Annotated in this window: 30 protein-coding genes; 10 read left to right on the top strand and 20 right to left on the bottom strand. The window is 49.7% G+C overall.

Annotated features, from left to right (window positions below; translation table 11 throughout):
• Positions 1 to 82: 82 nt before the first annotated feature.
• The 4 genes from ACNQKP_RS16135 to ACNQKP_RS16120 form a co-directional block, all read right to left on the bottom strand.
• Complete coding sequence (locus ACNQKP_RS16135; protein ID WP_417866025.1) at positions 83 to 2,704, bottom strand: RCC1 domain-containing protein; 2,622 nt, start codon at positions 2,702 to 2,704, stop codon at positions 83 to 85.
• A gap of 183 nt (positions 2,705 to 2,887) precedes the next feature.
• On the bottom strand, positions 2,888 to 3,181 hold the full coding sequence (locus ACNQKP_RS16130; protein WP_417866023.1) for a hypothetical protein: 294 nt from the start codon (positions 3,179 to 3,181) through the stop codon (positions 2,888 to 2,890).
• Positions 3,182 to 4,144: a class II fructose-bisphosphatase gene (gene glpX, locus ACNQKP_RS16125; RefSeq protein WP_041577561.1), complete on the bottom strand. Its 963-nt coding sequence runs from the start codon at positions 4,142 to 4,144 to the stop codon at positions 3,182 to 3,184.
• Positions 4,123 to 4,545, bottom strand: a complete 423-nt coding sequence (locus tag ACNQKP_RS16120; RefSeq protein WP_417866020.1) for an acyl-CoA thioesterase — start codon at positions 4,543 to 4,545, stop codon at positions 4,123 to 4,125. Before ACNQKP_RS16120 ends, glpX begins: the two co-directional genes overlap by 22 nt.
• A 58-nt stretch (positions 4,546 to 4,603) precedes the next feature.
• Here ACNQKP_RS16120 and pgsA point away from each other — a divergent pair, with 58 nt between their 5' ends.
• Positions 4,604 to 5,164, top strand: coding sequence for a CDP-diacylglycerol--glycerol-3-phosphate 3-phosphatidyltransferase (pgsA, locus tag ACNQKP_RS16115; RefSeq protein WP_417866018.1), 561 nt, complete (start codon positions 4,604 to 4,606; stop codon positions 5,162 to 5,164).
• 184 nt (positions 5,165 to 5,348) lie between these two features.
• Here the strand turns inward: pgsA and ACNQKP_RS16110 are convergent, their stop codons facing one another.
• From ACNQKP_RS16110 to ACNQKP_RS16100, 3 genes are read right to left on the bottom strand one after another with little or no spacing between them, the layout of a single operon-like run.
• Positions 5,349 to 6,908, bottom strand: a complete 1,560-nt coding sequence (locus ACNQKP_RS16110; protein WP_417866016.1) for a DHA2 family efflux MFS transporter permease subunit — start codon at positions 6,906 to 6,908, stop codon at positions 5,349 to 5,351.
• Between the two features lie 21 nt (positions 6,909 to 6,929).
• Positions 6,930 to 7,778: an HlyD family secretion protein gene (locus ACNQKP_RS16105; RefSeq protein ID WP_417866014.1), complete on the bottom strand. Its 849-nt coding sequence runs from the start codon at positions 7,776 to 7,778 to the stop codon at positions 6,930 to 6,932.
• Positions 7,779 to 7,789: 11 nt separating this feature from the next.
• Positions 7,790 to 9,112, bottom strand: coding sequence for a TolC family protein (locus ACNQKP_RS16100; RefSeq protein ID WP_417866012.1), 1,323 nt, complete (start codon positions 9,110 to 9,112; stop codon positions 7,790 to 7,792).
• An 87-nt stretch (positions 9,113 to 9,199) separates the two neighbouring features.
• On the opposite strand from ACNQKP_RS16100, the gene ACNQKP_RS16095 reads away from it, so the two are divergent.
• Together ACNQKP_RS16095 and ACNQKP_RS16090 are read left to right on the top strand one after the other, a co-directional pair.
• Positions 9,200 to 9,661 (top strand): MarR family winged helix-turn-helix transcriptional regulator, encoded by a 462-nt coding sequence (locus ACNQKP_RS16095; RefSeq protein ID WP_417866010.1) that lies wholly within the window; start codon positions 9,200 to 9,202, stop codon positions 9,659 to 9,661.
• A 13-nt stretch (positions 9,662 to 9,674) separates the two neighbouring features.
• Positions 9,675 to 10,145, top strand: a complete 471-nt coding sequence (locus ACNQKP_RS16090) for a nucleoside deaminase (protein ID WP_417866008.1) — start codon at positions 9,675 to 9,677, stop codon at positions 10,143 to 10,145.
• Here the strand turns inward: ACNQKP_RS16090 and ACNQKP_RS16085 are convergent.
• The gene (locus ACNQKP_RS16085; RefSeq protein WP_417866006.1) at positions 10,142 to 10,489 is read right to left on the bottom strand and encodes a putative quinol monooxygenase; all 348 of its coding nucleotides are present in this window, start codon (positions 10,487 to 10,489) and stop codon (positions 10,142 to 10,144) included. The two genes, ACNQKP_RS16090 and ACNQKP_RS16085, sit on opposite strands and share 4 nt — an antisense overlap.
• Before the next feature lie 182 nt (positions 10,490 to 10,671).
• Here ACNQKP_RS16085 and ACNQKP_RS16080 point away from each other — a divergent pair, with 182 nt between their 5' ends.
• A complete protein-coding gene (locus ACNQKP_RS16080; RefSeq protein WP_417866003.1) occupies positions 10,672 to 11,043 on the top strand; it encodes a hypothetical protein in 372 nt (123 codons plus the stop codon).
• An 8-nt stretch (positions 11,044 to 11,051) separates the two neighbouring features.
• Here the strand turns inward: ACNQKP_RS16080 and ACNQKP_RS16075 are convergent, their stop codons facing one another.
• The 7 genes from ACNQKP_RS16075 to ACNQKP_RS16045 form a co-directional block, all read right to left on the bottom strand.
• Positions 11,052 to 12,314: an APC family permease gene (locus tag ACNQKP_RS16075; protein WP_417866001.1), complete on the bottom strand. Its 1,263-nt coding sequence runs from the start codon at positions 12,312 to 12,314 to the stop codon at positions 11,052 to 11,054.
• Complete coding sequence (locus tag ACNQKP_RS16070) at positions 12,314 to 12,979, bottom strand: hypothetical protein (protein ID WP_417865998.1); 666 nt, start codon at positions 12,977 to 12,979, stop codon at positions 12,314 to 12,316. The genes ACNQKP_RS16075 and ACNQKP_RS16070 overlap by 1 nt, the downstream gene beginning before the upstream one ends.
• A 74-nt stretch (positions 12,980 to 13,053) precedes the next feature.
• Positions 13,054 to 13,362, bottom strand: coding sequence for a hypothetical protein (locus tag ACNQKP_RS16065; RefSeq protein ID WP_417865997.1), 309 nt, complete (start codon positions 13,360 to 13,362; stop codon positions 13,054 to 13,056).
• 57 nt (positions 13,363 to 13,419) lie between these two features.
• A complete protein-coding gene (locus tag ACNQKP_RS16060; RefSeq protein WP_417865995.1) occupies positions 13,420 to 13,665 on the bottom strand; it encodes a hypothetical protein in 246 nt (81 codons plus the stop codon).
• Between the two features lie 62 nt (positions 13,666 to 13,727).
• Positions 13,728 to 13,910 (bottom strand): hypothetical protein, encoded by a 183-nt coding sequence (locus ACNQKP_RS16055; RefSeq protein WP_417865993.1) that lies wholly within the window; start codon positions 13,908 to 13,910, stop codon positions 13,728 to 13,730.
• 417 nt (positions 13,911 to 14,327) lie between these two features.
• A complete protein-coding gene (locus ACNQKP_RS16050) occupies positions 14,328 to 14,705 on the bottom strand; it encodes a hypothetical protein (RefSeq protein ID WP_417865991.1) in 378 nt (125 codons plus the stop codon).
• Between the two features lie 131 nt (positions 14,706 to 14,836).
• Positions 14,837 to 15,586: a hypothetical protein gene (locus ACNQKP_RS16045; protein WP_417865989.1), complete on the bottom strand. Its 750-nt coding sequence runs from the start codon at positions 15,584 to 15,586 to the stop codon at positions 14,837 to 14,839.
• A gap of 148 nt (positions 15,587 to 15,734) precedes the next feature.
• Here ACNQKP_RS16045 and ACNQKP_RS16040 point away from each other — a divergent pair, with 148 nt between their 5' ends.
• On the top strand, positions 15,735 to 16,211 hold the full coding sequence (locus ACNQKP_RS16040) for a hypothetical protein (protein ID WP_417865987.1): 477 nt from the start codon (positions 15,735 to 15,737) through the stop codon (positions 16,209 to 16,211).
• 101 nt (positions 16,212 to 16,312) lie between these two features.
• Positions 16,313 to 16,660, top strand: coding sequence for an FKBP-type peptidyl-prolyl cis-trans isomerase (locus ACNQKP_RS16035; RefSeq protein ID WP_417865985.1), 348 nt, complete (start codon positions 16,313 to 16,315; stop codon positions 16,658 to 16,660).
• 5 nt (positions 16,661 to 16,665) lie between these two features.
• Here the strand turns inward: ACNQKP_RS16035 and ACNQKP_RS16030 are convergent, their stop codons facing one another.
• The 3 genes from ACNQKP_RS16030 to ACNQKP_RS16020 form a co-directional block, all read right to left on the bottom strand.
• Entirely contained in the window at positions 16,666 to 17,337 is a 672-nt protein-coding gene (locus tag ACNQKP_RS16030) for an SOS response-associated peptidase (protein ID WP_417865982.1), read from the bottom strand.
• A gap of 58 nt (positions 17,338 to 17,395) precedes the next feature.
• Positions 17,396 to 18,013, bottom strand: a complete 618-nt coding sequence (locus ACNQKP_RS16025; protein WP_417865980.1) for a DUF4423 domain-containing protein — start codon at positions 18,011 to 18,013, stop codon at positions 17,396 to 17,398.
• Between the two features lie 259 nt (positions 18,014 to 18,272).
• Complete coding sequence (locus ACNQKP_RS16020) at positions 18,273 to 19,079, bottom strand: alpha/beta hydrolase (protein WP_417865978.1); 807 nt, start codon at positions 19,077 to 19,079, stop codon at positions 18,273 to 18,275.
• Positions 19,080 to 19,221: 142 nt separating this feature from the next.
• On the opposite strand from ACNQKP_RS16020, the gene ACNQKP_RS16015 reads away from it, so the two are divergent.
• The 4 genes from ACNQKP_RS16015 (at position 19,222) to ACNQKP_RS16000 (ending at position 22,866) form a co-directional block, all read left to right on the top strand.
• The gene (locus ACNQKP_RS16015) at positions 19,222 to 19,665 is read left to right on the top strand and encodes a hypothetical protein (protein ID WP_417865976.1); all 444 of its coding nucleotides are present in this window, start codon (positions 19,222 to 19,224) and stop codon (positions 19,663 to 19,665) included.
• Between the two features lie 73 nt (positions 19,666 to 19,738).
• Positions 19,739 to 20,866: a sensor histidine kinase gene (locus tag ACNQKP_RS16010; RefSeq protein ID WP_417865974.1), complete on the top strand. Its 1,128-nt coding sequence runs from the start codon at positions 19,739 to 19,741 to the stop codon at positions 20,864 to 20,866.
• 109 nt (positions 20,867 to 20,975) lie between these two features.
• Positions 20,976 to 21,779 (top strand): DUF4423 domain-containing protein, encoded by an 804-nt coding sequence (locus tag ACNQKP_RS16005; protein WP_417865972.1) that lies wholly within the window; start codon positions 20,976 to 20,978, stop codon positions 21,777 to 21,779.
• Between the two features lie 10 nt (positions 21,780 to 21,789).
• Positions 21,790 to 22,866 (top strand): hypothetical protein, encoded by a 1,077-nt coding sequence (locus ACNQKP_RS16000; RefSeq protein ID WP_417865970.1) that lies wholly within the window; start codon positions 21,790 to 21,792, stop codon positions 22,864 to 22,866.
• On the opposite strand, the gene ACNQKP_RS15995 is transcribed toward ACNQKP_RS16000, so the two are convergent.
• The gene (locus ACNQKP_RS15995; RefSeq protein ID WP_417865968.1) at positions 22,779 to 23,312 is read right to left on the bottom strand and encodes a hypothetical protein; all 534 of its coding nucleotides are present in this window, start codon (positions 23,310 to 23,312) and stop codon (positions 22,779 to 22,781) included. The genes ACNQKP_RS16000 and ACNQKP_RS15995 overlap by 88 nt on opposite strands.
• A 121-nt stretch (positions 23,313 to 23,433) precedes the next feature.
• Complete coding sequence (locus ACNQKP_RS15990; protein WP_417865966.1) at positions 23,434 to 23,730, bottom strand: hypothetical protein; 297 nt, start codon at positions 23,728 to 23,730, stop codon at positions 23,434 to 23,436.
• Positions 23,731 to 23,772: the final 42 nt, after the last annotated feature.

Below are 23,772 nucleotides of genomic sequence, written 5' to 3'. Positions count from 1 at the left end.
TAAAGCATATCCAAAAACCAATCAGACTAAAGAACAAACACAGATAACGCAGTGTGGGCCTAAAAAAGAACCGGGAACCTTTTTAGTAGTTTTCGAAAAACTGCTTGCGGGGGGTGGTTCTGTCCATCTCCAAATTACAATCTCGTCCGATGCAATAAATCTTATTGGCCGACGTGGTGACATACAAATTATCCCCACCACTGATACTGACCGGCGTCCCCGTCATGCCAGTTTTCAACACCGCCACTGGGAGCGGATTCACTTCCCCCGATAACCCTGAAGGAATGTCTCGGCCCCAGCAGTAAATATTGATGGCCGAATCCAGAATCCCACAGGCAAAACGTTCAAATGATTTCACCATCAGTGGAGCCGCCGGCGCCAACAAGCCCCCGACAGAAACCGGTACCGGAGAATTAGACACCACTGCCGTGTTGTTTCCTAAATTACCGTAATACCCTTCACCCCAGCAATGGGTGACGTCATCCGTAGTGATCCCGCAGAAAGTTTCATCATCGCCGTGAATATCCTTGAATAAGGTCGATCCAACCATACCCGACTTATCCAGTGCCGCCGGAGTGTATACCGAAAACATACTGCTGTGACCCAGGCGACTGTAGACCGAGTTACCCCAGCAATAAACTTCCCCGTCGGTCATAAGACCACAGGCATGATACTGACCGACTGAAATCTTTTTGAAAGTTTTGGCACCCGCAATGCCCGTGACATTTATAGGGTGGGGCTTGTAGCGTATCATTGCCGACCCGTTACCCATGACCGGGTTATAAAGTCCGGAAGCATACGAGGCTCCACCCCAGCAGTATCCGATCCCATCTGTCGCCACACCACAGGCAACCATTTCGCCCATTTCCACATCCGCAAAAGTGGTCGCACCCGTCATAGAACTTGTGTCGACAGCCTTCAGGGTGGTTTGTTCGACTATCGCGCCTCCCTGTCCCACGACGGCGCCCCATCCCATGCAATGCAAAATATCATCATTGTTGATTCCGCAAATCGCCCCGCGATTCAGGGTCAACATTCTAAACTTAGTGCTGCCGCTCATCGTGGATGTATCCAAAAGTCGTGGAGCTAAATCCCCATTCTCTGTTCCCGGTGAACCACTTCCCAAAGCATAGGCCGTCCCATCAGAAGAGCGCAGCACCAAACCGTGCCCGCCGGAATACTGGGTGACGGCGGACCAATACTGTCCAGACGGCAGAACAGAGGTGTCAACCTCCACCGGCACAAAGGCCTCGGTATCCCTGAAGAATGCCTCATTGTAAGGACTTCCCCAGCAGTATAATTCATCCCCGGTACTGCCAGCGCAAGTGCGACCCTCATGCATATAGACTTCGCGATAACGCTGCCCTGAAGGGAGCATGGATGAGTCCACAAGAGTCGGAACAAAAATCACTCCGGAACTGCCGTTCCCCGACAGGTAATGCCAGTTGGAACCGAAACAATAAATCTTACCTGCCGAAGACGTTGCGCAAGTTCCCTCATAGCTGGCCGTCACGGCCTGAAACTTTTCTGATCCACTTAACATGGAGTTCACAACTAGCACCGGAGTGGCCCGATTATCATCAGTGCCATCCCCCAGTTGACCATAGGAATTGCTGCCCCAGCAATAAACCAAACCCTCCACCGTCACGCCGCAGGTGTGGTTCTCCCCTGACGCCAGATGGATGAACTTGGGCTCACTGGAAAACGCACTCCAGTCAGGCAATACGGCCACTGCCGAATCAACAAAAGTGCCATCGCCGAGCTGCCCCTGATCATTAACACCCCAGCAAAAAATACGACCGTGTTCCGTCAGGCCGCAGGCAAAATCATATCCCACTGACACCTGAACAATCCGCGCAGCGGATTGCGCCAGACTTGTCCAATCAATCTTCGTCAGCAGGCCCGTGGTGGCCGATGAAACTTTGCCCGCGCAGTACAAATCTCCGGCAATGGAAATCGCACACATGGATTCATGCGCCATTGCAAAATCAATAAATCGAGCCTCACCCGTCACATTCGTCATCAACGCCGGAGTCGGCAAAAGAACTTCGATTATACCAGGGCCGATCCCCAGCTCATCCTCATAGTTGTCACCCCAGCAGTACAACTGGCCTTCTTTCGACAAAGCACAGGAACTATAGCTTGCACCGGAGGCCTTCACGAATTCACCAGAACCGGCAATAAGCGAGGTGTCCACCGTTCGCCCCGTATAGTACGATCCGGAACTGCTGTCGCCAATGCCAGTCTGGCCGCCGTAATAATACCCCTGACAACGAATGGCTTTAGCCTGATCCACATAGCAAAGATGTTCTTCTCCGACAGCAACACGGGATTGCTTGGCCGCAAATGTACTGACAGACTCGTCAGAGCGAGTACCGATGTTTATCGTGCCATCCTGAAATTCAACGGCCCCTTCAGGCAAATCCAGCACCACCGTGCCTTCCTGGGAAGACACCGAGACATATATATCAAATTCAAAAGGCGAGTCTGTGGGCTCCACCACGACCACCACCCCCAGAGCCGAACCACTGTGCACGAAGTCTTCTGCACGGACCGACTCCGGCTTCAAAGGTTGCTGCGAAATCAGTTTGTATTTTTTTAAACTGTCCAGTGGTGAGGCGGAAAGCGCATTCACCTGCTCAACGATGCGAATATCCTGCGTGGAGGAAAAAGTGCCTTCCGTCAGCAGCGAAGCGGATAACATGCATCCCAACTGTGAGTACGAAATCAAAAGAAGAAGAATGTGAGCTAAATACGTCCAAAATGTGCCCATACTCACATTTCGGATTTTTGAGTACCAAACTAGATATATATTATGAAGATCAGTTCATCATTGCGGCTTCACAATCAAGCCACACTGCCGCCGTCTCAAAATGAACCAACTGAATTACTTTTTCTTAAACAACGCTTCAGCCGCAGCTCTCAATGCGGCTTTTTTGTCTTCGGCGGAACTGGCCCCTTTGCGAGGCGCGAAGTAATCGCAGAAGTTGGCGCGGTCCTTTTCGCGGACAACATCAGCCTGAGTTTCGCGGCATTCGTTATAGACCTTGGGATCATAATGCTCACAGTTTTTACAAACATGAACGTCCGCGCGACAGTGAGGACACTCATCGCGACGGCCGACATTCCCGGGGAATGTCAGCTCTTTGTTGCAGCTAAAACAGTGAAGCGATGTTGCCATCTATTTGCTCGGTTTGCGGGACAGATCGTGGAAAGCTTCAATGGTACGAATCGTCCCGGTCTGGGAACGCATCACCACGGAATGACTTTTTGCTTTACCATCCGGAAGGAAGCGAACACCCTTCAGGAATGGCCCATCAGTCACACCTGTAGCCACAAACATCACAGAACCAGAAGCCAGTTCATCCACGGTGAATTTCTTGTCGAGATCTTTCAGACCCATGCGAGTGGCGCGTGCGCGCTCTTCATCATTGCGGAACTTCAGACGACCCTGGAAGTCGCCCCCCAGGCACTGCATAGCCGCGGCAGAGATCACACCTTCTGGTGCGCCACCGACACCCATCAAAAGATCGATACCGGAATCTGGCCATGCTGCACCCACCGCCGCAGAAACGTCACCGTCCCCAATCAGATGAATACGCGCGCCGGTTCTGCGCACTTCAGCAATCAGAGCCTCATGACGAGGGCGGTTCAAAATCACCACGGTCAGGTCGTTCACCGCTTTGTCCAAAGCTTTGGCAACCGCGTGAATATTTTCAGTCGCGGATTTATCAATGTCGATCACACCTTTGGCCGCAGGACCACAGGCAATTTTATCCATGTAGGTGTCCGGGGCATGCAGGAATTTTCCTTTTTCAGCCACCGCGATCACAGAAATAGAACCCACACCACCCGTTGCACAAATCGTTGTGCCTTCCAATGGATCCAAAGCAATGTCCAATGCCGGAGCATCGCCAGAATTAGTACCGACTTTTTCACCGATATAAAGCATGGGAGCTTCGTCGCGCTCGCCTTCACCGATAACCACGGTGCCATCCATATTGATGATGTCGAAAGCTTTTCTCATGGCGTCCACGGCAGCAGCGTCAGCGGGCTTTTCCTCGCCACGCCCCACCCAACGGGCGGAAGCCAGAGCAGCTGCTTCGGTCACACGTACGAATTCTAAAGCCAGGTTTCGATCCATGCTTCTTTCTCCAATTCTTTATTCACAATGGCTTTCATATCTGCCGGGAATCTTAGTAGTTTCAAATCCAACCCCAGTGGGACGTGAACTGTCTTTGCAACAGAGCACACTTCGTTACCGCGCCCATGCAGACGGTACTGGAACACCAGCCTGTTGCCTTCGGTGCGCGCCTGCACTTCGATCTCCAGGTCATCCCCGAAGAACGTGGGTTTCAAATGTTTTACCTGAGTTTCATAGACCGCAAAATGACTCGCCGAACCCGGTTTTTGGTAATCCAACAACCCATGAGCATGCGCCCAGGCAACGCGGGCTTCCTCATAAAATCTGAGGTAATTGCTGTGGTGAACAATTCCCATAAGATCTGTTTCGTAAAACTGCACTTTGTGACGATGAATAAACATTGATTCTTTCTAGTCTAAATTGCTACCTTTAGTCCAGCGCGAAGCGATTGGAGTGTTTGTGGCAGTTACAGAATTTCAGAAGAATCTTCCAACAAGAATCACCTTAAGCCGGGTGTTCTTTGTGCCTGTTATTGTGGCACTGATGTGGCCCAACACTCTGGGCTGGAATGTCGCTGCTGCCTGCTTTTTCATTCTAGCCTCTATCACCGATTACTATGACGGTTACTATGCCCGCAAATACAACGCCGTCAGCAATTTCGGCAAATTCATGGACCCGATCGCTGACAAGATTCTGGTCACCAGCGTTCTGGCTATGTTGCTGGCTCAGGGCAAAATTGACGCCTGGATGGTGATCATTATCCTGGCCCGGGACAACTTTATCGGGGGCATCCGCTCCGTTGCTGCGGCAGATCAAATCATTATCGCGGCCAAACCAGCCGGCAAATGGAAGACCGCTATGCAAATGGTGGCCATCCCTATTGTAATTATTGGAAACCTAGAGCCCCAAATCCCTTATTTGGACAAAATCGGGTACGGAGTCTTGTGGGTGAGCGTCATTTTGAGTATAACTAGCGGAGTTGAGTACTATTTAGGCTATCTTAAAAGTCGTAAAGACTAATGGACACTTATGCTTTTGCAGCTAACCCCAAGTAATTGGTTCTTCATTTTCCTGGCTTTGCTTTTATGCAGCTGGGTGAAGCTGTCTTCCGGTAAGCCGCAAAGTCCGATCCAATTCGCCAGCGCCACAATCATCTCGGCGATCCGATAGAAAAAGCCCTCTTTCACGAGGGCTTTTTTTTTGCTTAGTGAGCATCCACGACTGTATTAGTCTTGTTTTTAAAACGGATCAGCGCCAGTGGGATGAAGGCCGTCGCAAAAATGATCATCATCAGGAACATCAGCTGGCGGAAGCTCAACATAAACACCTGATTCTGAATGCGCCCATAAAGACTTTTTAGCGCCGCCTCATTTCCCGTCGCCATCCCCAGCCCTTCACTCATTTTAGAGCCCAGCGTGTTGGCTGCTCCGTAATAAGCGCTTTGAGTGTTGGCGTTCAAAAGAGACACCTTGGAAGTCAGATCCAAATAGTTTTGATGGCTGTTTTTGTTCAGCATCGTGCCGATCAAAGCAATCCCCACGCTGCCACCGATTTGACGAGACAGATTCAACAACCCCGACACCTGACCCATCTCGACACCTTTAAACTGACTTAAGATGCTTGAGTTGATCGGTACGAACAAGAAGGCCATACCGAAACCGCGGATAAAGAGCATGCGCAGTATCTCGCCTTCCGAAGAAAGCGGCGAAAGCAGAGTCATCGTGTACAGGCACACTTCCAAGGACAGAAGCCCCACAAAGATCAGCTTTCTTGGGTCCACCCCTTGCACCATGGCCCTGCCAATGAACGGCATCAATGCCGCCGTCAGAATCGATCCCGGAATAAACAGCACCCCAATCTGAGTTGCATCATAGTGCAGAGTTCTGGAAACAAACACCGGCAGAATAAAGACCACACCGTAAAGGAAGAAGCCGATCATGCCCATCAAAAAGACGCCATTACTTACCAGCGGCTGCAGGAACAGGCGCACGTTGATGATCGGATTTTTCACGCGCAGTTCCCACCATACAAAAAGAGGCAATGCAACTGCCGCAATGACGGCGTTGAACAAGATAATGTTCGAAGCAAACCAGTCATCCGCCTCGCCGCGCTCCAGAACGTATTGAAGACAACCAATCCCCAGTACCAGGAATGTAAGTCCCCAGATGTCGAGTTCAGATTTCTGATTTTCTTTACCCGGTTCTTTTTCGCGATCAAAGATAACCAGGCTTCCGATAAACAGCGCCAGCAAGCCCAACGGCAGATTGATGTTGAAGATGGATCTCCAGCCGAAGGTATCAGTCAGGTAACCGCCCAGCACCGGACCCAATGCAGGGCCGATCATCACGCTCATCCCAAAGATGGCTCCGGCGATACCGGCTTTTTCTTTCGGGAATTGTTCGTAAATCAAGGTCTGGGAAGTCGGCAGCAGCGCGCCCCCGGCAAGACCTTGCAGGATGCGAAACACGGTCAGCGTTTCCAGATTCGGCGCCAGACCACAGGCCACCGATGTGACCGTGAAGAGCGCAATACATCCCAGGAAATACACGCGGCGGCCAATGCGTTCGCCCAGCCAAGCCGATACGGGAAGGATGATGGCATTGGCGATGGCGTAACCGGTGATCACCATACTGATGTCCTCCAGGGTCGCCCCCAGATTTCCCATCATCGACGACAGCGCCACATTCACAATGGACGCATCGACGATCTCAAGCAGGGAGGCCATCACGGCCACCACGATAATCAGTACGGATTCTCTTTTCATATAGCCCTCTAACAGGAGGATTTAGTGCTTATGCACTTTCACGAATGCTGAAAGCCCCGCTTTCAGGGTTTCAACTTGTTCAGCAGTGACGTTTTCAAAACGGATTTTCACCGGCACACGCTGCACCACTTTGGTAAAGTTCCCGGTGGCATTGTCTGGCGGAAGCAAAGTGAACGTCGCCCCGGTTGCAGAACTGACGGACTCCACCACTCCGACAAAGCTGTGGCCCGAAATCGCATCCACATCGATATTCACTTTCTTGCCCGGGACCACACCTTCAATTTCAGTTTCTTTGAAGTTTGCCGTCACCCAGCGTTCACCCGCGTCGACAAAACCGACCAAAGGAACACCCGGAGAAGCCAACTGCCCCACTTCTGCGGCGCGCTTGGCGATAAAGCCATCTGATGGCGCAAGAATTTTAGTGTTCTGGAAATTCAATTCTGCCTGAGCCACCTGAGCACTGACAGCTTCGTACTTGGCTTTAACTTCTGCCAAAGATGTCGTCGTGCCATCAAACTGCTGTTGGGAAACCACGCCCTTGGAGAATAATTCAGAGATACGGCGCAGATTTTTATCCGCGTCTCTTTTCTTCGCTTCCAAAGAGGCCAGCTCGCCTTTGATCTGACGCAGGTGATTTTGATAGTCGCGATCGTCGATCTCGATCAGCACATCGCCTTTTTTAACTTTCATGCCTTCATTAATATGAACCGCGTTGATATAACCACCCACTTTGGCAGCGATCATCACCGAGTGCGCTTCGACCTGCGCGTTGTCAGTCGTAACGTACATCATGTGTTCATACAGAAAATATCCTGCAACCAGCACCGCCACAGTTCCGAAACCTGCCAATAACTTCTTCTTTTTATCCATTGTCCTGATCCTTAATTAAAATTAACCAATTGCTGACCGGTGCTAAGCTCCAGATTGACGATCGCTTCGATCGCGCCGACCTGGGCATTCACCGCACCCGCGCGAGCGCGGTAAAGTTCGGCCTCGGCATCCAACACGTCCGTATTGGTGCGGGCCCCTACCTTCTGACCTTCGCGGGCCAGACGAACGCTTTCCTCTGATTTGGAAATATCGTTCAAACGGGCTTCATATACTTTGCAGTAATAAAGAAACTTCTTTTTCCACATGTCGAAGTCGCGCTGACTTTTCAGCTCAGCCTGACGCACTGTCTTTTCAGCCTGGTATTTCTGTTCAATGCTTTGCTTGGAACGGGAAATCGAAGTCATGCCGTCGAACAAATTCCAATTCAGCATCACACCGAACTGATAGGCATCACGGAACTGATCGAAATCATCAAAGCGGTCGTTGCGATTGTTGTAGTACTGATATTGACCGATCAAAGAAATACGCGGCACCCAGTATTTTTCCGCAGAGTCCTCTTGATGTTTAAAACCTTCGGCGCGCTGACGCAGAGCCTGCAAATCCTTGCGACCTTCCAAGGTCGCCTTATCAAGCTTTGCGACAACCTCCGGACTCAAGCGCGGCAGAGTCCCGTCGACCTCCGGCACGTCCTGATCCATCCCCAAGGACTCACTTAAACGTCCGCGGGAAAGTTCGACGTTGTCGGTGGCATTTAAAAGTTCAGACTGAGCCTCGCTCATCTGAACTTCCACACGCAGGACATCATAATTGGTGGAAGATCCGACTTTTTTAAACAGACGCACGTCTTTCAGATGATCTTCCAGGGCGCGCACGTTTTGCTCAGCCACGGCTTTAAGCTCTTTGGCAGCCAGTGCCTTATAGAAAAGCACCGTCACTTCGCGCTGAACCTGAAAACGAGTCCAGTCAAAGTCACTCTTGGCGGATTCATTAAATGCATCCGCACTCAGGTAACGGTTCGTACTGGCGAAGCCATCAAAGATCGACCATTGAGCCGTCAAATAGGCATTGGTCGTCGGCACCACCTGCGGGATCGCCAAGGGCACATTATTAAGATTTACATCCACCAGGGCGTACTTCTTGTCAAAGAGGTAACTGGCCTGAGCTGACAGCGTGGGCAGAAATCCTGAATAGGACTCTGTCTTTTTCCAGCCGGTTTCGCGGTATTGGGATTCGGATTTTTGCACTTTTGGAGAGTTATTCAGTGCTTCACTCAAGGCATCCTGCAGATGCAGACCTGCCGCCCGAGACTGGAGACAAGACCCCAGCAACGCACCAACAACAAGAACTTTGCCGTAGTTTTTCAATGTGATCATAAGCCACCTAACCTTTATTGGTTGTACGCCCAAATGGTTTGCGTTGCAAACGGTTTGTGTTACAATCTATCAAACAGGAGGTCTTCTTTGAAAAAATCATCTGCAACCCCTTCCAACTGCGATGCCACCTCGTTCAATCCTGTTCTAAAGGCCTTCTTTGGGTACTGTCTCAATAAGTGTGCACTTAGATACAAGGACATGATGGGACGCGCCCTGCTTCAACATAAGATTGTCGGCCCTCAATTGGGAATTATGAAGCTTCTTCAAGTTCAGGGGCCCAAGAGTCAAATCGCTCTGGGGCAGGAAATGTATATAGACAAAGCTTCCATGGTAAAATTCATCGATGGACTGGAAAAACTGAAATATGTGCGCCGGGTGCCGGGCGCAGAAGACCGTCGCATCAAGGTCATCGAACTGACCCCGAAAGGACTAAAAGATCTAAATGCCATCGCAAAAACCCAGCGAATGGTAGAGGACGAGTTCCTTTCACCCCTGTCCAAAAAAGACAAAGACCTGCTGAAAGAAATCCTGCCAAAGCTTCTTACTTAAAAGGGAGTTCCTTATGAACAGCGACCAAATCAGATTTTTGGAAATGGCCGTAAATCTTGCCGCAGAAAATCTGCAGGAACAACATGGACGCCCTTTTGGCGCGGTGCTAGTTAAAAACAATGAAGTCATCGCCACCGGAGTGAATCAGATCCTGCTAACGCAAGATCCGACTTCTCATGCGGAACTTTCCGCCATTCGCGCCGCCAGTCAGGTTCTGGAAAGTCCGCGCCTGGATGGATGTGTGATTTATGCCAGCGGCCAACCCTGCCCGATGTGCCTGGCCGCCATGCACATGACCGGAATCAAGGAAGTGTACTTCGCTCTTTCCAACGAAGACGGCGAAGCGGTGGGGCTTTCCACCGCCCGCATCTATGAACAAATGCAAAAGCCCCTGACTGAACAGTCCATTAGAATCACCCACACCCCACTGGCCGGAGCCCGGGACCGCCTTTACGAAGGCTGGAAGCGGCTTCAGAGACTTTAAGGTGCGTAGGCTTCCGGCGGAAGCTCGCGCGCACTCTTGCCAGACCCCGGCAGCTTGTCGGCAATGACATCGATTTGCTCAATACGAGGTTCGGTTGCAAACAGATCCGGCGACTGTGCAAACAGCGCTTCTGCCACTTTACCGGCCAGATGAGCTTTTCGCCCGGACTCATCCGGAAAAGCATCAAAGATACCAAATTCATGGGAATTCAATCTTAAGGCGAACCACGCCGTGGTTTCTGGCTCATCCTCCACCAAAGCAAGACCATCCTTTAAAAATCTTTCCACTTCAGCCTCTTTACCCGGCTTGGCCTCAAGACGAACCAACAGTGCACACTGAACCATAAAAAACCTCTCTTGTTGCCTTTGAGTACATGCCATTTTTCTGCGAACACCAAGAGACAAGATTTCACTCTGTCAGCTTTCAGACTAATAACACGGTCAAACTCAAACCTTGGACCTGTGTTCCCCACAAAAATACAAATTGGAACTTGTTAATTGGTGAACATTGAAAGCAAACTAAGAATATGAAAACACTCATGATGATCGCCACTCTGATTTTTGTTGCAGGCTGCTCCAGTCAGCCTAAAACCACACCGTCTGCTGAAGCCGAGCTGCCTAAGGCATCTCCACCTCCTGGCGGCGGGACACGTATGTACGAAGGCGCAGCTCCTACAGCCATCGAGGCCTCTCCGTCCAAAGCTGCTCCCGTAGTCAGCGAAAAAAGAAGTTGCGACACTCCGCTGGGCACAATCCCTGACGGAGGAAAAGCCACAGGCTGGCTTAAACCATCTGTACCTGCGGATGAAATATGCATCTCAGACACACTGACTTGCAAAGACGGCACCTGGTCCGGCCAGGCCATTTACCCAACCTGCAAAAAAGAAAAAGCCAAGTAGTTCATTTATCAGGCGCGGCGCCGATGCAGCGCCTGATACACCACCAGCACGAAAGTCACAATTCCCACTCCGACATAGTAAACCTGCTCTTCAAAATGAAATAAAAAGAACAAAGCAATCCCGGCAGCCAACACCGGCAGCACCGGCCATCCACCCACTGATCCCGGAACTTGAAACGGTCTTTTCCGCTTCGGATCTTTGCGGCGCAGATATATAACTGCTGCATTAACAATAATAAAAACCACAATCGTCACAAAAGAAGATACGCTGGCGATGATTTCAATTTTCTCCAATGGCAGAAACAGCAATGTCAAAACAAACACCAACAGTGATGCCAACCAAGGACTTTGCCGCTTTGGCAGGATTGTGGAGAAAACTTTGGGCAAATCCCCGCCGCGCGCCATCCCCAGACCGATCCGGCTGGCCGCCAAAAGAGCAATCATCACTGTATTGGCAGTGGCAAACAAGGCGATGGCTCCCAATGCCCTGGCGGCCTCGGGCGAATGCCTCATCAGAGCTCCACTCAAAACAGCATCCGACTTTTGCAAACCATCAGGACTCATCATCGCCAAAGCTGCCAGACTGACCGCCACATAGAGCACGGTCGTCAGGGCAAGGCTGACTAATATCGCGCGGGGGATGTTCTTTTCTGGCTCTTTGGCTTCTTCCGCCAAATTCACCATGCTTTCAAATCCCAGGTAGGCAAAAAAAATCAGCGATGCACCTGTTGCCACTCCCCAGGAAAGCGGGGCCGAAAGAGCCTCACCGAAGCCCGGCTGCTTGATGCCGAAATAGACAAAAATCACCAGCCCCGAAAGCTCCACCAGCGTGAAAAAAATATTCATCCAGCCTGACTCACGCACGCCCCAGATATTCACCAGGGTAAAAAGCGCCAGCACCGCCACCGCAACCAGTGCTTGCGACGCCTGGAAAAAGTCCTGCAGATAGGCGGCAAAGGACAGAGCAACGGTGGACGCCGTGCAAATTGCAGCAAAAATCATCAGACATCCACATAAAAAAGAAAGGATCTTTCTTTGCGGAAAGATCTCTTTCATATAGACATATTCTGCGCCCGCTTTGGGAAAAAGTGCCGCCAGTTCCGCATAGGAAAGCGCCGTCAACAGAGCTGCCACGGCGGCCAGCAAAAAACTCAGCCACAATCCTTCATGAGCAACGCCGGCAGCCTTGCCAATCACCGAATAAACACCCGCCCCCAGAATCATGCCAGTGGCATAGAAGATCAGCATTAGCAAACCCAGGGTTTTTTGCACTAGTATCCCTCTTCGATTTCCTGCTTAACACTCATGACCAAACGGTCTTTATTGTATATGTACTCGGTCGGATACAAAACCCCGCCGTCAGTTCGCAGTGACGCCAGAATGCGCGCATAGAGCTCGGCCGCATGCAACCCCTGATCTGCCACATTCTTGAACTTCGCGCGAACCTTCGAACTTCGCTTGCTGATATTCAGATATATTATATCCATACGCAACTCCACCTCGTGCGCCACACAGGGAAGATCCACAGGAACCCCGCACTTTTGATCCGCCGGAACAAAGTCCGTCACCTCTTCAGTAAGGTCTGCGATGTTGCCTGACGGATTGGCCGCCAGATTTTCAAGGCGAGTGGATATGTAAAGAATCTTGCTGGCATAGTGATCCTCGCGCTGTTTTTTGTTTTTCAGATATGTGTGGGTTTGCGCTGCCGAATTGGAATAGGCTTTGTAAGCCGTCTTATAACCATTCAGATCCGACACCAGAAGCAACTTGTCGATTTCAGTGATCTGTCCTGAATTAAAAAGTCCGTCCACCAGCAGAAGCATCTTCTGATGAGCCTGATCCAACACCAGATCCGCCTCTTTGGGGGTGGCCGAAAAAACTTGCAAACTGAAAAGAAGAACACCGAGGATCGTTGAAAGGAAAAAGCCATGCGCCATAGATCACCTCTCTGCCCTTGAGTGTAGTGACAATATCTTCAGACGGTAGCTTGAAGGGGAAAATACAAGGGCGCCTAAAAGTCCTGCAGGCCCAGAATCTCTTTGCAGGCTTCCATTTGACGGTCAATTTCGGTCAGGGCTTTTTCAAGCTTCAGCATGTCGCGATCATCCAGGTCAGCTTCCATCGCAGCCACTACAATGGGGTGCTTTTTCAGCCACTGCCCCTGTCGGGAAGCGTAGTTTTCAGGCACACCGGATCGCAAAGCCGCCAGCCGGGCATCGCGGTCCTTGAAAAACTCGACAATAAATTTCAATGTTTCCAAAGTGAGAAGTTTGCGATGCGCCTTCAAACGCGAAGAAAAACCCATTTGCCTGATCCGCATGAGACCGCCTCCGAAAAGAAAAGCTTCTCATCTCGCACCCAAAGACGCAAGCCCCCTCTAATCCTCCCAGCGTGCGGCGTGCCCACTGCTCCATGAAGGAGGATCACTGGCCGGGAATGAATCCTCCGAAGAGGTGTCCACCTCGTGCTCTTCATGGGGATGGGTTTCTTCGCGCACCTCCCGATAGGAAGACTTGTATTTGCTGTAAGCATAAAGCCCCAATGCAGCGCCACCAAATATCCCCAGCAACGCAGTCAGCGGCAGACGGCGGGACGCAGACGACACAGAAATGGCTTCTTTCATAAGACACCTCCATAACAAAAGAGAGGCGATAACGCCCCTCTTCTGCAAACCTCACAAGTTCGTCACTCTTCCATTTCCTCATCGCGTGAGTATCTTTCAGTGGTTGAGCGCGAACTTCTATTATCGCCTTCTTTATGGGAAGGCTGTTGAGTTCTTTCGGTTCTTTCAGCGGGTTTGGCAGCAGGTTGTTTTACGCTGCTGCTTTTATCCGCGCTTTTTTCGTTAAAGTTTTTATTGGTAGCCATAAAGACCTCCCTTTAAACCTACCCTATGATAAGCCCCGGGGAGTCAGATGGTACTGGACCGCTGTGCAAAAGCAGCGATATCGAAAGTCCAGTGTCCAGAAAATAAAAAAGCCCGCTGCATTAGCGGGCTTGTTCACGGCCACAGTCTACGGCCTAAGTGGGCCTAGTCTAAGTGTGCCAGGCATTCTAGAACGGATGGTCCGAACAGTTTCACTTTAAGAGATTCAATAAATCCCATCATGGAAGCCTCCTTTTTTCGTAATTGCTTCTTGAAAGCAATATACAGAAAAGCCCCTTTCAGATCGACTGCATAGAAAGAATTCAGATATGCACTTTATGCATAGCCCAAATAGAATAAAAAAGGCGCTGAAGGTAAACCCAGCGCCTTTTCAGAGTCATACTTGTATTTTACAGGGACTATTGCTTACCGATCATGCACTGGGCATTAACGGCTTTTTTATTCACCAGGACAGTCTGGATGAATTTGCCGTTTTTATCAGTGTAGGATTTGTAGCCTACGGACTGATCACCGGAAATGCCCCAGAACTCGATGATCTCAAGATCAAAATCTGTGTAGTACTCACCCGCTTTATAGAAGATGTAGGAACCATTGGCATCAGCCTGGAAGGCATCAATACCGGAACCTGCCGCAGCCACAAAACCTGTCACCTTGCGACCTTCAACGATCAGGTTTGCAGTAATCTGGGTGTCACCACCAACGCAGTCCACCTGCATAACAGCGGCTTGCGCCGTCACGGACAAAGACAACAAAGAAACAAAAGCAGTCAGAAGCATTTTCACAGGAAAACCTTTCGTTAAAATTTCCAATTTCTATTCACGCCAAAAACTATACGAACAATAGATGCCCGGCTCAATAGATGCCGCAGCTCTGAAAAGCGCAATATAGGCGGAAATTCGCGGAACGATCAGGTCAGTTTTTTGGACGATGGCAGGGTCTCTTCGCTTGGAGCAGACTCTTTTAGCATTGCAAAAACGGCATTCTGGAAGCACACGAGGGAATCCCCGGACTCTGAGTCAAACTCTGCGATGAACTCGCGCTGAAAGGCCCGTAAACGCGCAATAGCCTCTGGCAGGCGCGAACGTTCCATGCGGATAAAGTTGGTCGAATACTGGCGGGACTCTTTCGGAACCAAATCAAAAGATCGTTCCAGCAGACCCAGAACTTCCTGGTGCATTGACTTGGGATCTGGCTTTTCCGGAACCCCGGGCTCCAATGCCAGAACCTCTGAAGAATTCATCCCCAGAATCGGTGCCAGCATCTCGGCCAGGCTTTCGGTGTCCTCAAAGCGAGGCATGCGAAGTCCTTCGCGCACGATATAACGAGCAAGAGAGTTCTTCTTATCCCCATCGAGATGATTCAGGACCATGATACGAAGTGTGCTGCTTTCGATGGATTTTTCGTACTTTACCAGATTGGCAAAATGATTCTTTTCAAGCTCGGTGAAATCGAAGTACTGGCACATAGTCTCCAGCAACTTGTCGCCAATATGTCTTTTGCGATTCAGGATCATCGACAAAGCGGACGGATAGGAAAGCCCCAGATGACGAGTCCACACGGACAGACTCCAGCCTGCGCGGTTTTCACTGCGCCAGCTGTTATAGTCCGCCAGAAAGGCGCGATAGTCCTTGTAGTTCAGAATATCAGACTTGTTCATCGTGGCACCCTTATACCTCAAGGTCCCACCAACCGTTCACAGGTTTAGTGAACGTTCACAAGGGAAGTGAAAGGTTTTCATGGAGCACCGCTTGTCCTGGAAAATTATCTATGTCAAACATCTCGACATCAAAACAAAAGGAGTTTTTATGAAACTGATGATCGCTATGCTTATGATGTTGCCGACTTTGGCTACCGCTGCCACTGAAATCGTTTACAACAGCTCTTCCAACCCATACATCCCGGCTCGTGGCTATGTTACAGCTCAGCAAATCTGCCTGAACGCCAACAAAGATTCTTTCAAAATCTTCGTGGCTCAGCACACAGTTGAAACTTGCGACTCTGTAAAAACAGACTACTCTGACTCCACTCGTCCTAAAAAAGTATGCGTAGGCCGCAAAATGGTTACTGTTCCTGCGACGACAACAACAGTATCTGCTTTCACTAAAAAAGAAGTTTGCCAAAAATGGAACCGCAATGACTCTGCTTACCCACGTTGCGTAAGCTCTGTTATGAAAGACACAATGTACTCCACTTCCTACACTCAGTACAAATATGAGCAGGCTGACTGGAGACGTGAGCGTCCTATTTCTGCTGTAAACAAATACATCGAAACTTGCAAATAAGACCCTTTGACCAAGGATCTTTGCAAAGGCGCTGGCTGAAGAGTCAGCGCCTTTTTATTTTCACGATTGCCCTGGCCCCCCACATTTCGTAGGATGTCCCCATGACATCTGAAATGCCTGAAGTAAAAATCACTGACACCGTTATTGGAACCGGCCAGACCGCCAGCAAAGGCGCTCTGGTGTTTTGCCATTATGAAGGTTTTCTGGAAGACGGAACAAAGTTTGATTCCAGCTATGACCATGGACGGCCTTTTGAATTTGTCGTGGGCTCAAAGAAGGTCATTGCCGGCTGGAGTATAGGATTCCTGGGCATGAAAGAGGGCGGCAAGCGCACGATCTTTGTGCCGGCGCACCTGGCCTATGGCGAACGCCAGATCGGCCAGTTCATCAAGCCCCATTCCAATTTGATTTTTCATGTCGAACTGATTGAAGCCCGCCCGCGAGAATAGACTCTTCACTCACCATCATCGAACAGAGCCATCTGTCCGGAGTGATTCTTCAAAGCCTCACGTTCGGTGAAATCGAATTCAACGATCTCACGTGTGTTCTTCAAAAAATCCACGTATTGCTGGGCGGATTTGCGGGCAGAAAGCCACTCGTCCCAATGAGACTCAGCCAGAAAAATGGGACAACGGTCATGCCCCGCCGCCAACACGTCTTCCGTTGGCGGCCCCGTAAGAATAGCAACGGATTCGATCACTTCACCGGTTTTTCGATCAGTCCATGAATCCCAAATACCAGCAGCACTGAGCAGACGCCGGTCCTTGGCGGCAATTGCAATATTATGACCGGCGTAGCGACCTTCGTAAACGGATTCAATAAAGAATTTCACCGGAACCAGGCAATGACGGCTTTTAAATGGCTCTCTCCATGAAGGTTTATTCAGCACCTCTTCAATGCGGGCATTGTAGGTGGCAAATTTGGGCTTTCGAACTTCAGACCAAGACGGAATCAGGGAGTAATTCATCATCTTTGCCTGCATTCCCTCCCGTCCCCTTAAAATAACCGGAGCTGGAGTGTGAGGATAGATGATCTGCAAAGGCAGGGTCATCACCTCTGGCAGCTTCAAATGATACGTCCGCATCAACAAATTAAATTCGTCCGCAGATCCATACCTGGCACACATCACTCACCTCAGAAATGATTTTGGCACTAAAAGGAACCAACATCAAGTCGCCGGCGGATTATTGCAAGGGAACCGTCAGCGGGAAGAGCTGAATATTCAGATTATAGACCTCGGACGGCTCACCTTCTTCCGCAAGCAATGAAAGACGTTGACGGAACTTCTTAATCAGGGCTTTGACTTCGGTCATCTTGTCAGGATTAAAGGCCATGGTGATTGCGGAGTAGTCCCGGCGGTCCGGAGTGGTGACTTTCAAAACTTCAATCGCCTTGTTCATGTCAGAAACGTGGGCCTGCACCAGGGCATGGCTAGGAATATCGGACGTCGTCCCCAAGCTGGCTACAGTGCGCACAAAAGTCGCCCCTTGCATCTTGATAAAGCCAAGGTTCATCAAAAGATCCAGACTGTGCTGCACTTTTTCAACCGGTATTGCCAATCGCTGGCTGATCCATTTTTCGCTGGATTGAAATTGCGGGATGCGCATCAGATTCAAAATTGCAAAGTGCTCCCAGCTGGAAATCAGCTCCAGCTGCTGCTCGGTCAATCGCTTCTGCACACCGAACTTGCGCGAGCGTGTGGCGATCATGGAATAAACTTGATTGCGCTCTTCCACACCAAGTTCGAGTCCCAGAACAATTTTGCTGGCATAAAACTCACTTAAAGGTCTTTTCCCATGCATAAGCTCATTCAAACAGCCCGGGGATATTGCTACTTTCTTTGCCAGAGAGCGGAACGAAAAACGTGGATTTCGTTTTTGAATTTCATCGAGTTTGCTTTTCAAAAAATTACCGAATGGATTCGACATAAATCTCCAAAAAAATCTTGTGGAATTCTTTAACTTTTTTGGGTGTACTGGCAAGTCTTATATAATCGTTTAGTTCCTCGCACAGACCAGAGGGAACACATCATTTCATTCAACGAAGATCACGGAACATTAACTATCTCAGAAGGGAGTTCACGGCATCCCAGTAGGATTCAAATTCAGAGAGATTGTTGTGATCTCCCCCCGGAATAAGAACATATGAGCTCCTATTGGAAAACCGAGAAAGCTTATAGCCCATCTCTGCCGGGATAACCTGATCCTGATCCCCATGAACAATCACAATCGGTGATTCCACATTGCGAATCCACTGATTTGACGGCATTGAATATTTCAACAGAATTTGCGGGAACCACGAAAAACGCAACTTCGCCATCTCATACAAACTGGTATAGGGTGTTTCCAGAATCAGACCATCGACATTGTTATCCGCTGCGGTTTTTACCGCCACACCAGAACCGACGGAGCGACCATAGATAAACAAACGCAATGATGGAAACTCGCGACGGACCTCGTTGACGAACGCCTGCGCCATATCCAACAGCTGCTGCTGCGAGCGAATGGAACCCGAGCTTTTACCAAAACCCGGGTAATCCATCATCCACACATTGCAGCCGGTTTTCTGCGAAAGTTCAGCGGCAACATCCCCCCAGCTGTCCATAGCCCCCGCATTACCGTGAAAATACAGAATCACTGCTTTGGGAGCAGGGACCCTAAAAAGAAGGCTGTGAACTTCAGCCCCACCAACGGTCAGTATTTTTTCCTGAAAATCTCCAGCGAACTGGAATTTATAGTCAGCAGGAAGAACTTTTGGGAAAAAGATGAATCGTTCCTGAAAGAAATATAACAAAAACACAAGCCCCAAATACGAAATGGCAACAACTCGAACAATGCGTTTCAAATAAGAAAAACCCTGATTTCTCATGTTCACATTGTACGCCGAAACGGTTTTTATTGTAAATTTCCGGTAATATCGAATGACACTCTGTCACTCATTATATCTCAGTATTGACACTCGACACGGCCGCAACAACCATAGAGTCACTTTCCAAACAAGGCGGGCCTGTATGAAATCAACATTGTTTGCATTGATAATGGCATCATCTTCACTGGCTTGGGCCGGCGAGACTGTTTGCACTCTGGAACAATGGGATAACGAAAAAGTTGCTTTTTCTGCAGACTTTCAAACTATTCGCCATGATATCTACGATGAAAATGGCAATATCTTTAAGTCAGAGACCCTGCATGGCGAAGGGCTTGTGGGCGGTATAAACATTCACCCAAAAAACGATTCCTGCGATCAGAGTGTCTTTGAATTCAAAGGCATAAACCAGATTCTGACAACCTGCCAACTTGACAAGGCCATTCACAGTTTTGACTATCTTACCGTGGACTTCCGGTACGACCAGGATAAAAAGAACGGTTATTATATCGTGAACTCCTACTATCAGGCCGGATCCAGCAACCACAGTCTGAAATTTAAAGATTGCCACCAACAACAAAAGCAATAGTGCCAACAAACACGTTGGGAATATCCTAAAAGTAGAAGATCATTCAGGGAAACATCTGGCCATAGGTGAGCCCATGATTGAGCCACAGACCCTCTCCACGGCTGAACTGCTTAGGCAGAACAGAGAGTCCATTGAGAAGCTTTGGATCGAACGGGTGCGGAGGAAAAAGTCCCCGCACCAAGCCACTACTTTGTCTGTCCTGCAAAAATCAGTGGGCAGTTTCGTTGAGCATCTGAGTATCGTTTTAACCCGTAAAGACCCCTCGATTGCAGCAAAAGTCGCCGCGAATATCGCTCATGAGCAGAGCCAGGAGCCAACCTCTGAAAACCACCGCCTGGCCTCGTTGCTAAAAGAATTCAGTGTGCTGCGTGAAGTAATCATCGAGGTGTTACTGCAAAGAGGCCATCTGTCTCATGCTGACAGGTCGCTGCTTGACCAGGCAATCGACATTGCAATCACCACGGCGGCAGAAGAGTTTGTACAAAACCAGAATGCTGAGATTCACAACGCACTTTCCAATGCAGAGTCCAGCAACCAGGAGCTCACCCACTTTGCCGCGATCGCAGCCCACGATCTGAAATCCCCTTTGGCGACTATCATCGGATTTGTGGATTCCCTGCAAGACGACGAATTCAAAGAAAAGCTGGGAGTCGAAGGGGGCCAGATGCTCCACCGAGTCAGCTCGGCAGCGCATCGCATGAACACCCTGATAGACACCATGCTTGAGTACGCACGAATTGAATCCACAGAAAGGCTGTTTGAAGCGACACCTATAGAAGTCCTGGCCCAATCCGCCGTCGAGAATCTGAATGACCAGATCCAGACCACTCAGGCCCGTATCACGATTGAACCGCTCCCCACCCTTCTTTGCGATGCACCTCTCGTGACACAGCTCTTTCAGAACCTGATAGCGAACGCTTTAAAGTTTCGGAGCCAGAAAACACCTGAGATAAAAATCAGCGCACACCTTAACGGCGACACCTGGGAATTTACCGTCGAAGACAATGGAATCGGTTTTGATCCAGAGAAAAAAGATGAAATCTTTGATCTCTATAAAAAGCTTCACGCGCCTTCACAGTATCAGGGTTCCGGAATCGGACTTGCCACTTGCAAACGAATCGTCGAACTGCATCGAGGCAAAATCTGGGCAGACTCCATTCCCGGCGAGGGCTCAACGTTTACCTTCACACTGAGCGCATGAATCAGGTGTTCCTTACATTTAGGAAATGTTTTTTCAGCTCTTCTTTTCATTGGACAGCGGCAAATAATTTCAAATACCGGACAGATTAGAACTGCTCCCCAATGTACACTTGCTCGAACTTAGAGGGGCTGCTAATTCTGCGATCCTTATGTCGGGACTTGAGAATCTGCCGTATTTTGCACTCAAACTTCAGGAACAGTTTCAGGCCAAGAAAGCCCGAAACAAGCGCTATTCTCTGCGCTCTTATGCGCAATTTCTGGAGATGAATCCCGGCACTCTGTCCTCGATCATCAAAGGTAAACGCCTGGTGCCTTTACAGGAAGCCGCCAAGATTATGCAAAAGCTTTCTCTGGCCCCCAAAGATCAAGAGCAGTTCCTTCTAAGCCTCGGGGTCAACACACCCCCAGACTCCGCATCCTACAAACTGGATCCCAGCCGCTATGCTGTGATCTTTGATGAGTGGGAGTACTTTGTGGTCCTGGCGGCATTTCGTCTGGCGGACTTTAAAAGCACCACCAGCTGGATTGCAAACAAAACCGGAATCACCGAGCTTCGCGTGGATGAGTGCCTGGAAACAATGGAGGATCTGGCGATCATCTCCCGAAAAGGTGCTGTCTGGGTGCGCAGCCATAAGAACCTGTATTCAACTCACGACATCCCGTCCCGGTCCCTGCAACAAGCACACTTAAACTCTTTGATCATGGCCAGACAGATGCTTTCACGGGTGCCGGTACCGGAGCGGGATTATTCGTTCCTGACCGTGGCTCTGGACGAAAAACGATTTAAAAAACTGAAAAAACTGACCCTGAAGTTTCGTGATGACGTCTTTGACCTGGATGAACAATCCAAAAAGGGCGAGCTTTACCGCGTGAATCTGCAGTGTTTCCCCATCCTTTCACCGAAATCCAAATAGGAGCTTCATCATGACGACACTGATTCATCTTCTTTTTTACTCTGTGATTTCGATGGCCGGCGGTGACTGGGTCGGCAATGGCGGCAATGTTATTTCCTGCGGAGACTCCTTGCGACTGCTGGACTACTATGAAGGCGAAGAGCAGCGCCGCATTCTGCCCGAACTGGGTCCAGAACACATGAGCTTTCAGCAGAAGGTGTATTATGTATTACACCGCCTTGAAGATGTGAACCCCACCCGGGCCAGAATGTATAAAAAATGGTTCCGGACTTTCGATGAAGAAACCCAGTGGTTCATTGTTGGCAAGTTTCTGCCGATTCGCGACTCGGGCGTGGTGATTATCCCAGAAGATTGCAATATTCAACAAGTCGCCATCCAGCGCCCGACACCTCTGATCATGCCGGGTGACCGGCGCTACGTCATTGACCTTCGTTTGTTCGAAAAACTCAGCGAAGATGACAAAGCCGGTCTGATTTTACATGAGCTGATCTATCGGGAGGCCATTGAGCTGGGGACCGCCTCCTCCCCGGGAGTGCGTTACTTCAATCAGGTGATCAGCTCTTACCTGATGAAGTCCTTCGACAGCCGCACGATGCTGGATCTGGTACGCACGGCGGGCTTAAAACACGTCGACTATCACGGCTTTGCCGTGGGACTTGAAGCGGCTCAATACCATGATGACGGCAGTATCCGGACGGCGACGGTCTGGGGCGGAAGCCTGCACGGACAAAACATCACCGGAAAGTACGTGAATTTCTATCCGAACGGAAAGATCGAATCGTTCCTTTACACCAGTGCCGATGCCTACACCTTCAACCTCAACGGGCAGACTTTCCCAATCGGCCATGATGGCTCCTTGTCCCGCATGATTTTACTCAAGTTCCATGACAACGGAAACCTGATGTCCGTATCCATAAAAAACAAAACCCCGTTCATCTTAAACGGCAAACAAGTGTTGCTGTCCAATCTGAACGGGGCCGTGACCTTCTGGCCCAACGGTCAACTGCACACAGGAACTATTGAAAGCTCTGAATATACCGGACCACTGGTTTTAAGCCAGGAAGGCTCCCAAATCATGAAACCATGAGCGCCGTTACTGGTCGTCACGATGATCTGATAAACACCACCGTCGTGAGCGTACAGCTTTAAAAGGAAGTTGCGCTCGCTCACCGCCAAAGTATCGGAATAGAACTCAAGAACAACCTGATGAGTGAATTCATTCACGCGGAAGATACGAGGTGAAGCCGCGATTGCGTGCACATCACTTAAGTCTGTCAAAGAAGGTTTCGCAAAGCGGTTGGAGGTATTCGGAACCACTTTACCGTCCTTGCATTCTGCATCCAGCACATCCAGAAGGATCTGCGTAGTATAGGCTTTTCGGATCACCATACCCACAGAGAGCACCACAATATCTTGGGCATCAACCTGTTTTGAACAATAGTACTTGGCATGCTCTGGAGCGTCCAACGACACAGACTGAGCCTGGGCAGACAAAGAAATCAAAGCGACGAAAGACAGTACAAGAATACGCATAGTTTCCTCCAAAAATATGAACGGAGGAATAACCACGATTCAGCCCTGAATAAAGAAAAAACCTGCCAGACAGCAGGTTCAGGTAATAAAGTCGTTGCAAACTTTGGAAGTTGCAACACTTTTAGTTCTTTTCACAGGTGATCTTTTCTTTCTCACAGAAGGACAACAACGTGCGGCTTTGACACTTGCCCATGGCGTCTTTGCGGGCTTCGTCCTCGGTTTTTCCAAAGCCGAAGAAACGGTTCCCCATGGATTTCATTCGGCAGGTGTAGGTCCCCACAACCTTTGGACCGTCGCCGGACCAGTCCACCGCCAGGGTGCCTTTGTTCGGATTTTCATCCGCAGGATTAATAACTTTCAGACCGCATCCAGCCAGCAAACTGCAAAACACAAAAAACTGCATCAATGAATTTTTCATAGACTCCATGCTAACAGCCCCTTTCGATAATCAAAAAGACCA

It is taken from the genome of Bdellovibrio bacteriovorus, assembly GCF_048286975.1.
Lineage (GTDB): Bacteria > Bdellovibrionota > Bdellovibrionia > Bdellovibrionales > Bdellovibrionaceae > Bdellovibrio > Bdellovibrio bacteriovorus_H.
Note: the sequence above shows the minus strand (reverse complement) of the source record. Positions and strands in the feature narration are given on the sequence as shown.

What these genes read in the sequence shown, in the direction of transcription:
- ACNQKP_RS16070 (WP_417865998.1), bottom strand. Translation starts at nt 12,979, where the DNA reads ATGGCGCATGGCTTTTTCCTTTCAACGATCCTCGGTGTTCTTCTTTTC.
- ACNQKP_RS16035 (WP_417865985.1), top strand. Translation starts at nt 16,313, where the DNA reads ATGACATCTGAAATGCCTGAAGTAAAAATCACTGACACCGTTATTGGA.
- ACNQKP_RS16065 (WP_417865997.1), bottom strand. Translation starts at nt 13,362, where the DNA reads ATGCGGATCAGGCAAATGGGTTTTTCTTCGCGTTTGAAGGCGCATCGC.
- ACNQKP_RS16030 (WP_417865982.1), bottom strand. Translation starts at nt 17,337, where the DNA reads ATGTGTGCCAGGTATGGATCTGCGGACGAATTTAATTTGTTGATGCGG.
- ACNQKP_RS16050 (WP_417865991.1), bottom strand. Translation starts at nt 14,705, where the DNA reads ATGCTTCTGACTGCTTTTGTTTCTTTGTTGTCTTTGTCCGTGACGGCG.
- ACNQKP_RS16080 (WP_417866003.1), top strand. Translation starts at nt 10,672, where the DNA reads ATGAAAACACTCATGATGATCGCCACTCTGATTTTTGTTGCAGGCTGC.
- ACNQKP_RS16135 (WP_417866025.1), bottom strand. Translation starts at nt 2,704, where the DNA reads ATGTTATCCGCTTCGCTGCTGACGGAAGGCACTTTTTCCTCCACGCAG.
- ACNQKP_RS16120 (WP_417866020.1), bottom strand. Translation starts at nt 4,545, where the DNA reads ATGTTTATTCATCGTCACAAAGTGCAGTTTTACGAAACAGATCTTATG.
- glpX (WP_041577561.1), bottom strand. Translation starts at nt 4,144, where the DNA reads ATGGATCGAAACCTGGCTTTAGAATTCGTACGTGTGACCGAAGCAGCT.
- ACNQKP_RS16060 (WP_417865995.1), bottom strand. Translation starts at nt 13,665, where the DNA reads ATGAAAGAAGCCATTTCTGTGTCGTCTGCGTCCCGCCGTCTGCCGCTG.
- ACNQKP_RS16045 (WP_417865989.1), bottom strand. Translation starts at nt 15,586, where the DNA reads ATGAACAAGTCTGATATTCTGAACTACAAGGACTATCGCGCCTTTCTG.
- ACNQKP_RS16130 (WP_417866023.1), bottom strand. Translation starts at nt 3,181, where the DNA reads ATGGCAACATCGCTTCACTGTTTTAGCTGCAACAAAGAGCTGACATTC.
- ACNQKP_RS16055 (WP_417865993.1), bottom strand. Translation starts at nt 13,910, where the DNA reads ATGGCTACCAATAAAAACTTTAACGAAAAAAGCGCGGATAAAAGCAGC.
- ACNQKP_RS16090 (WP_417866008.1), top strand. Translation starts at nt 9,675, where the DNA reads ATGAACAGCGACCAAATCAGATTTTTGGAAATGGCCGTAAATCTTGCC.
- ACNQKP_RS16020 (WP_417865978.1), bottom strand. Translation starts at nt 19,079, where the DNA reads ATGAGAAATCAGGGTTTTTCTTATTTGAAACGCATTGTTCGAGTTGTT.
- ACNQKP_RS16040 (WP_417865987.1), top strand. Translation starts at nt 15,735, where the DNA reads ATGAAACTGATGATCGCTATGCTTATGATGTTGCCGACTTTGGCTACC.
- ACNQKP_RS16015 (WP_417865976.1), top strand. Translation starts at nt 19,222, where the DNA reads ATGAAATCAACATTGTTTGCATTGATAATGGCATCATCTTCACTGGCT.
- ACNQKP_RS15995 (WP_417865968.1), bottom strand. Translation starts at nt 23,312, where the DNA reads ATGCGTATTCTTGTACTGTCTTTCGTCGCTTTGATTTCTTTGTCTGCC.
- ACNQKP_RS16025 (WP_417865980.1), bottom strand. Translation starts at nt 18,013, where the DNA reads ATGCATGGGAAAAGACCTTTAAGTGAGTTTTATGCCAGCAAAATTGTT.
- ACNQKP_RS16010 (WP_417865974.1), top strand. Translation starts at nt 19,739, where the DNA reads ATGATTGAGCCACAGACCCTCTCCACGGCTGAACTGCTTAGGCAGAAC.
- ACNQKP_RS16110 (WP_417866016.1), bottom strand. Translation starts at nt 6,908, where the DNA reads ATGAAAAGAGAATCCGTACTGATTATCGTGGTGGCCGTGATGGCCTCC.
- ACNQKP_RS16000 (WP_417865970.1), top strand. Translation starts at nt 21,790, where the DNA reads ATGACGACACTGATTCATCTTCTTTTTTACTCTGTGATTTCGATGGCC.
- ACNQKP_RS15990 (WP_417865966.1), bottom strand. Translation starts at nt 23,730, where the DNA reads ATGAAAAATTCATTGATGCAGTTTTTTGTGTTTTGCAGTTTGCTGGCT.
- ACNQKP_RS16100 (WP_417866012.1), bottom strand. Translation starts at nt 9,112, where the DNA reads ATGATCACATTGAAAAACTACGGCAAAGTTCTTGTTGTTGGTGCGTTG.
- ACNQKP_RS16105 (WP_417866014.1), bottom strand. Translation starts at nt 7,778, where the DNA reads ATGGATAAAAAGAAGAAGTTATTGGCAGGTTTCGGAACTGTGGCGGTG.
- ACNQKP_RS16085 (WP_417866006.1), bottom strand. Translation starts at nt 10,489, where the DNA reads ATGGTTCAGTGTGCACTGTTGGTTCGTCTTGAGGCCAAGCCGGGTAAA.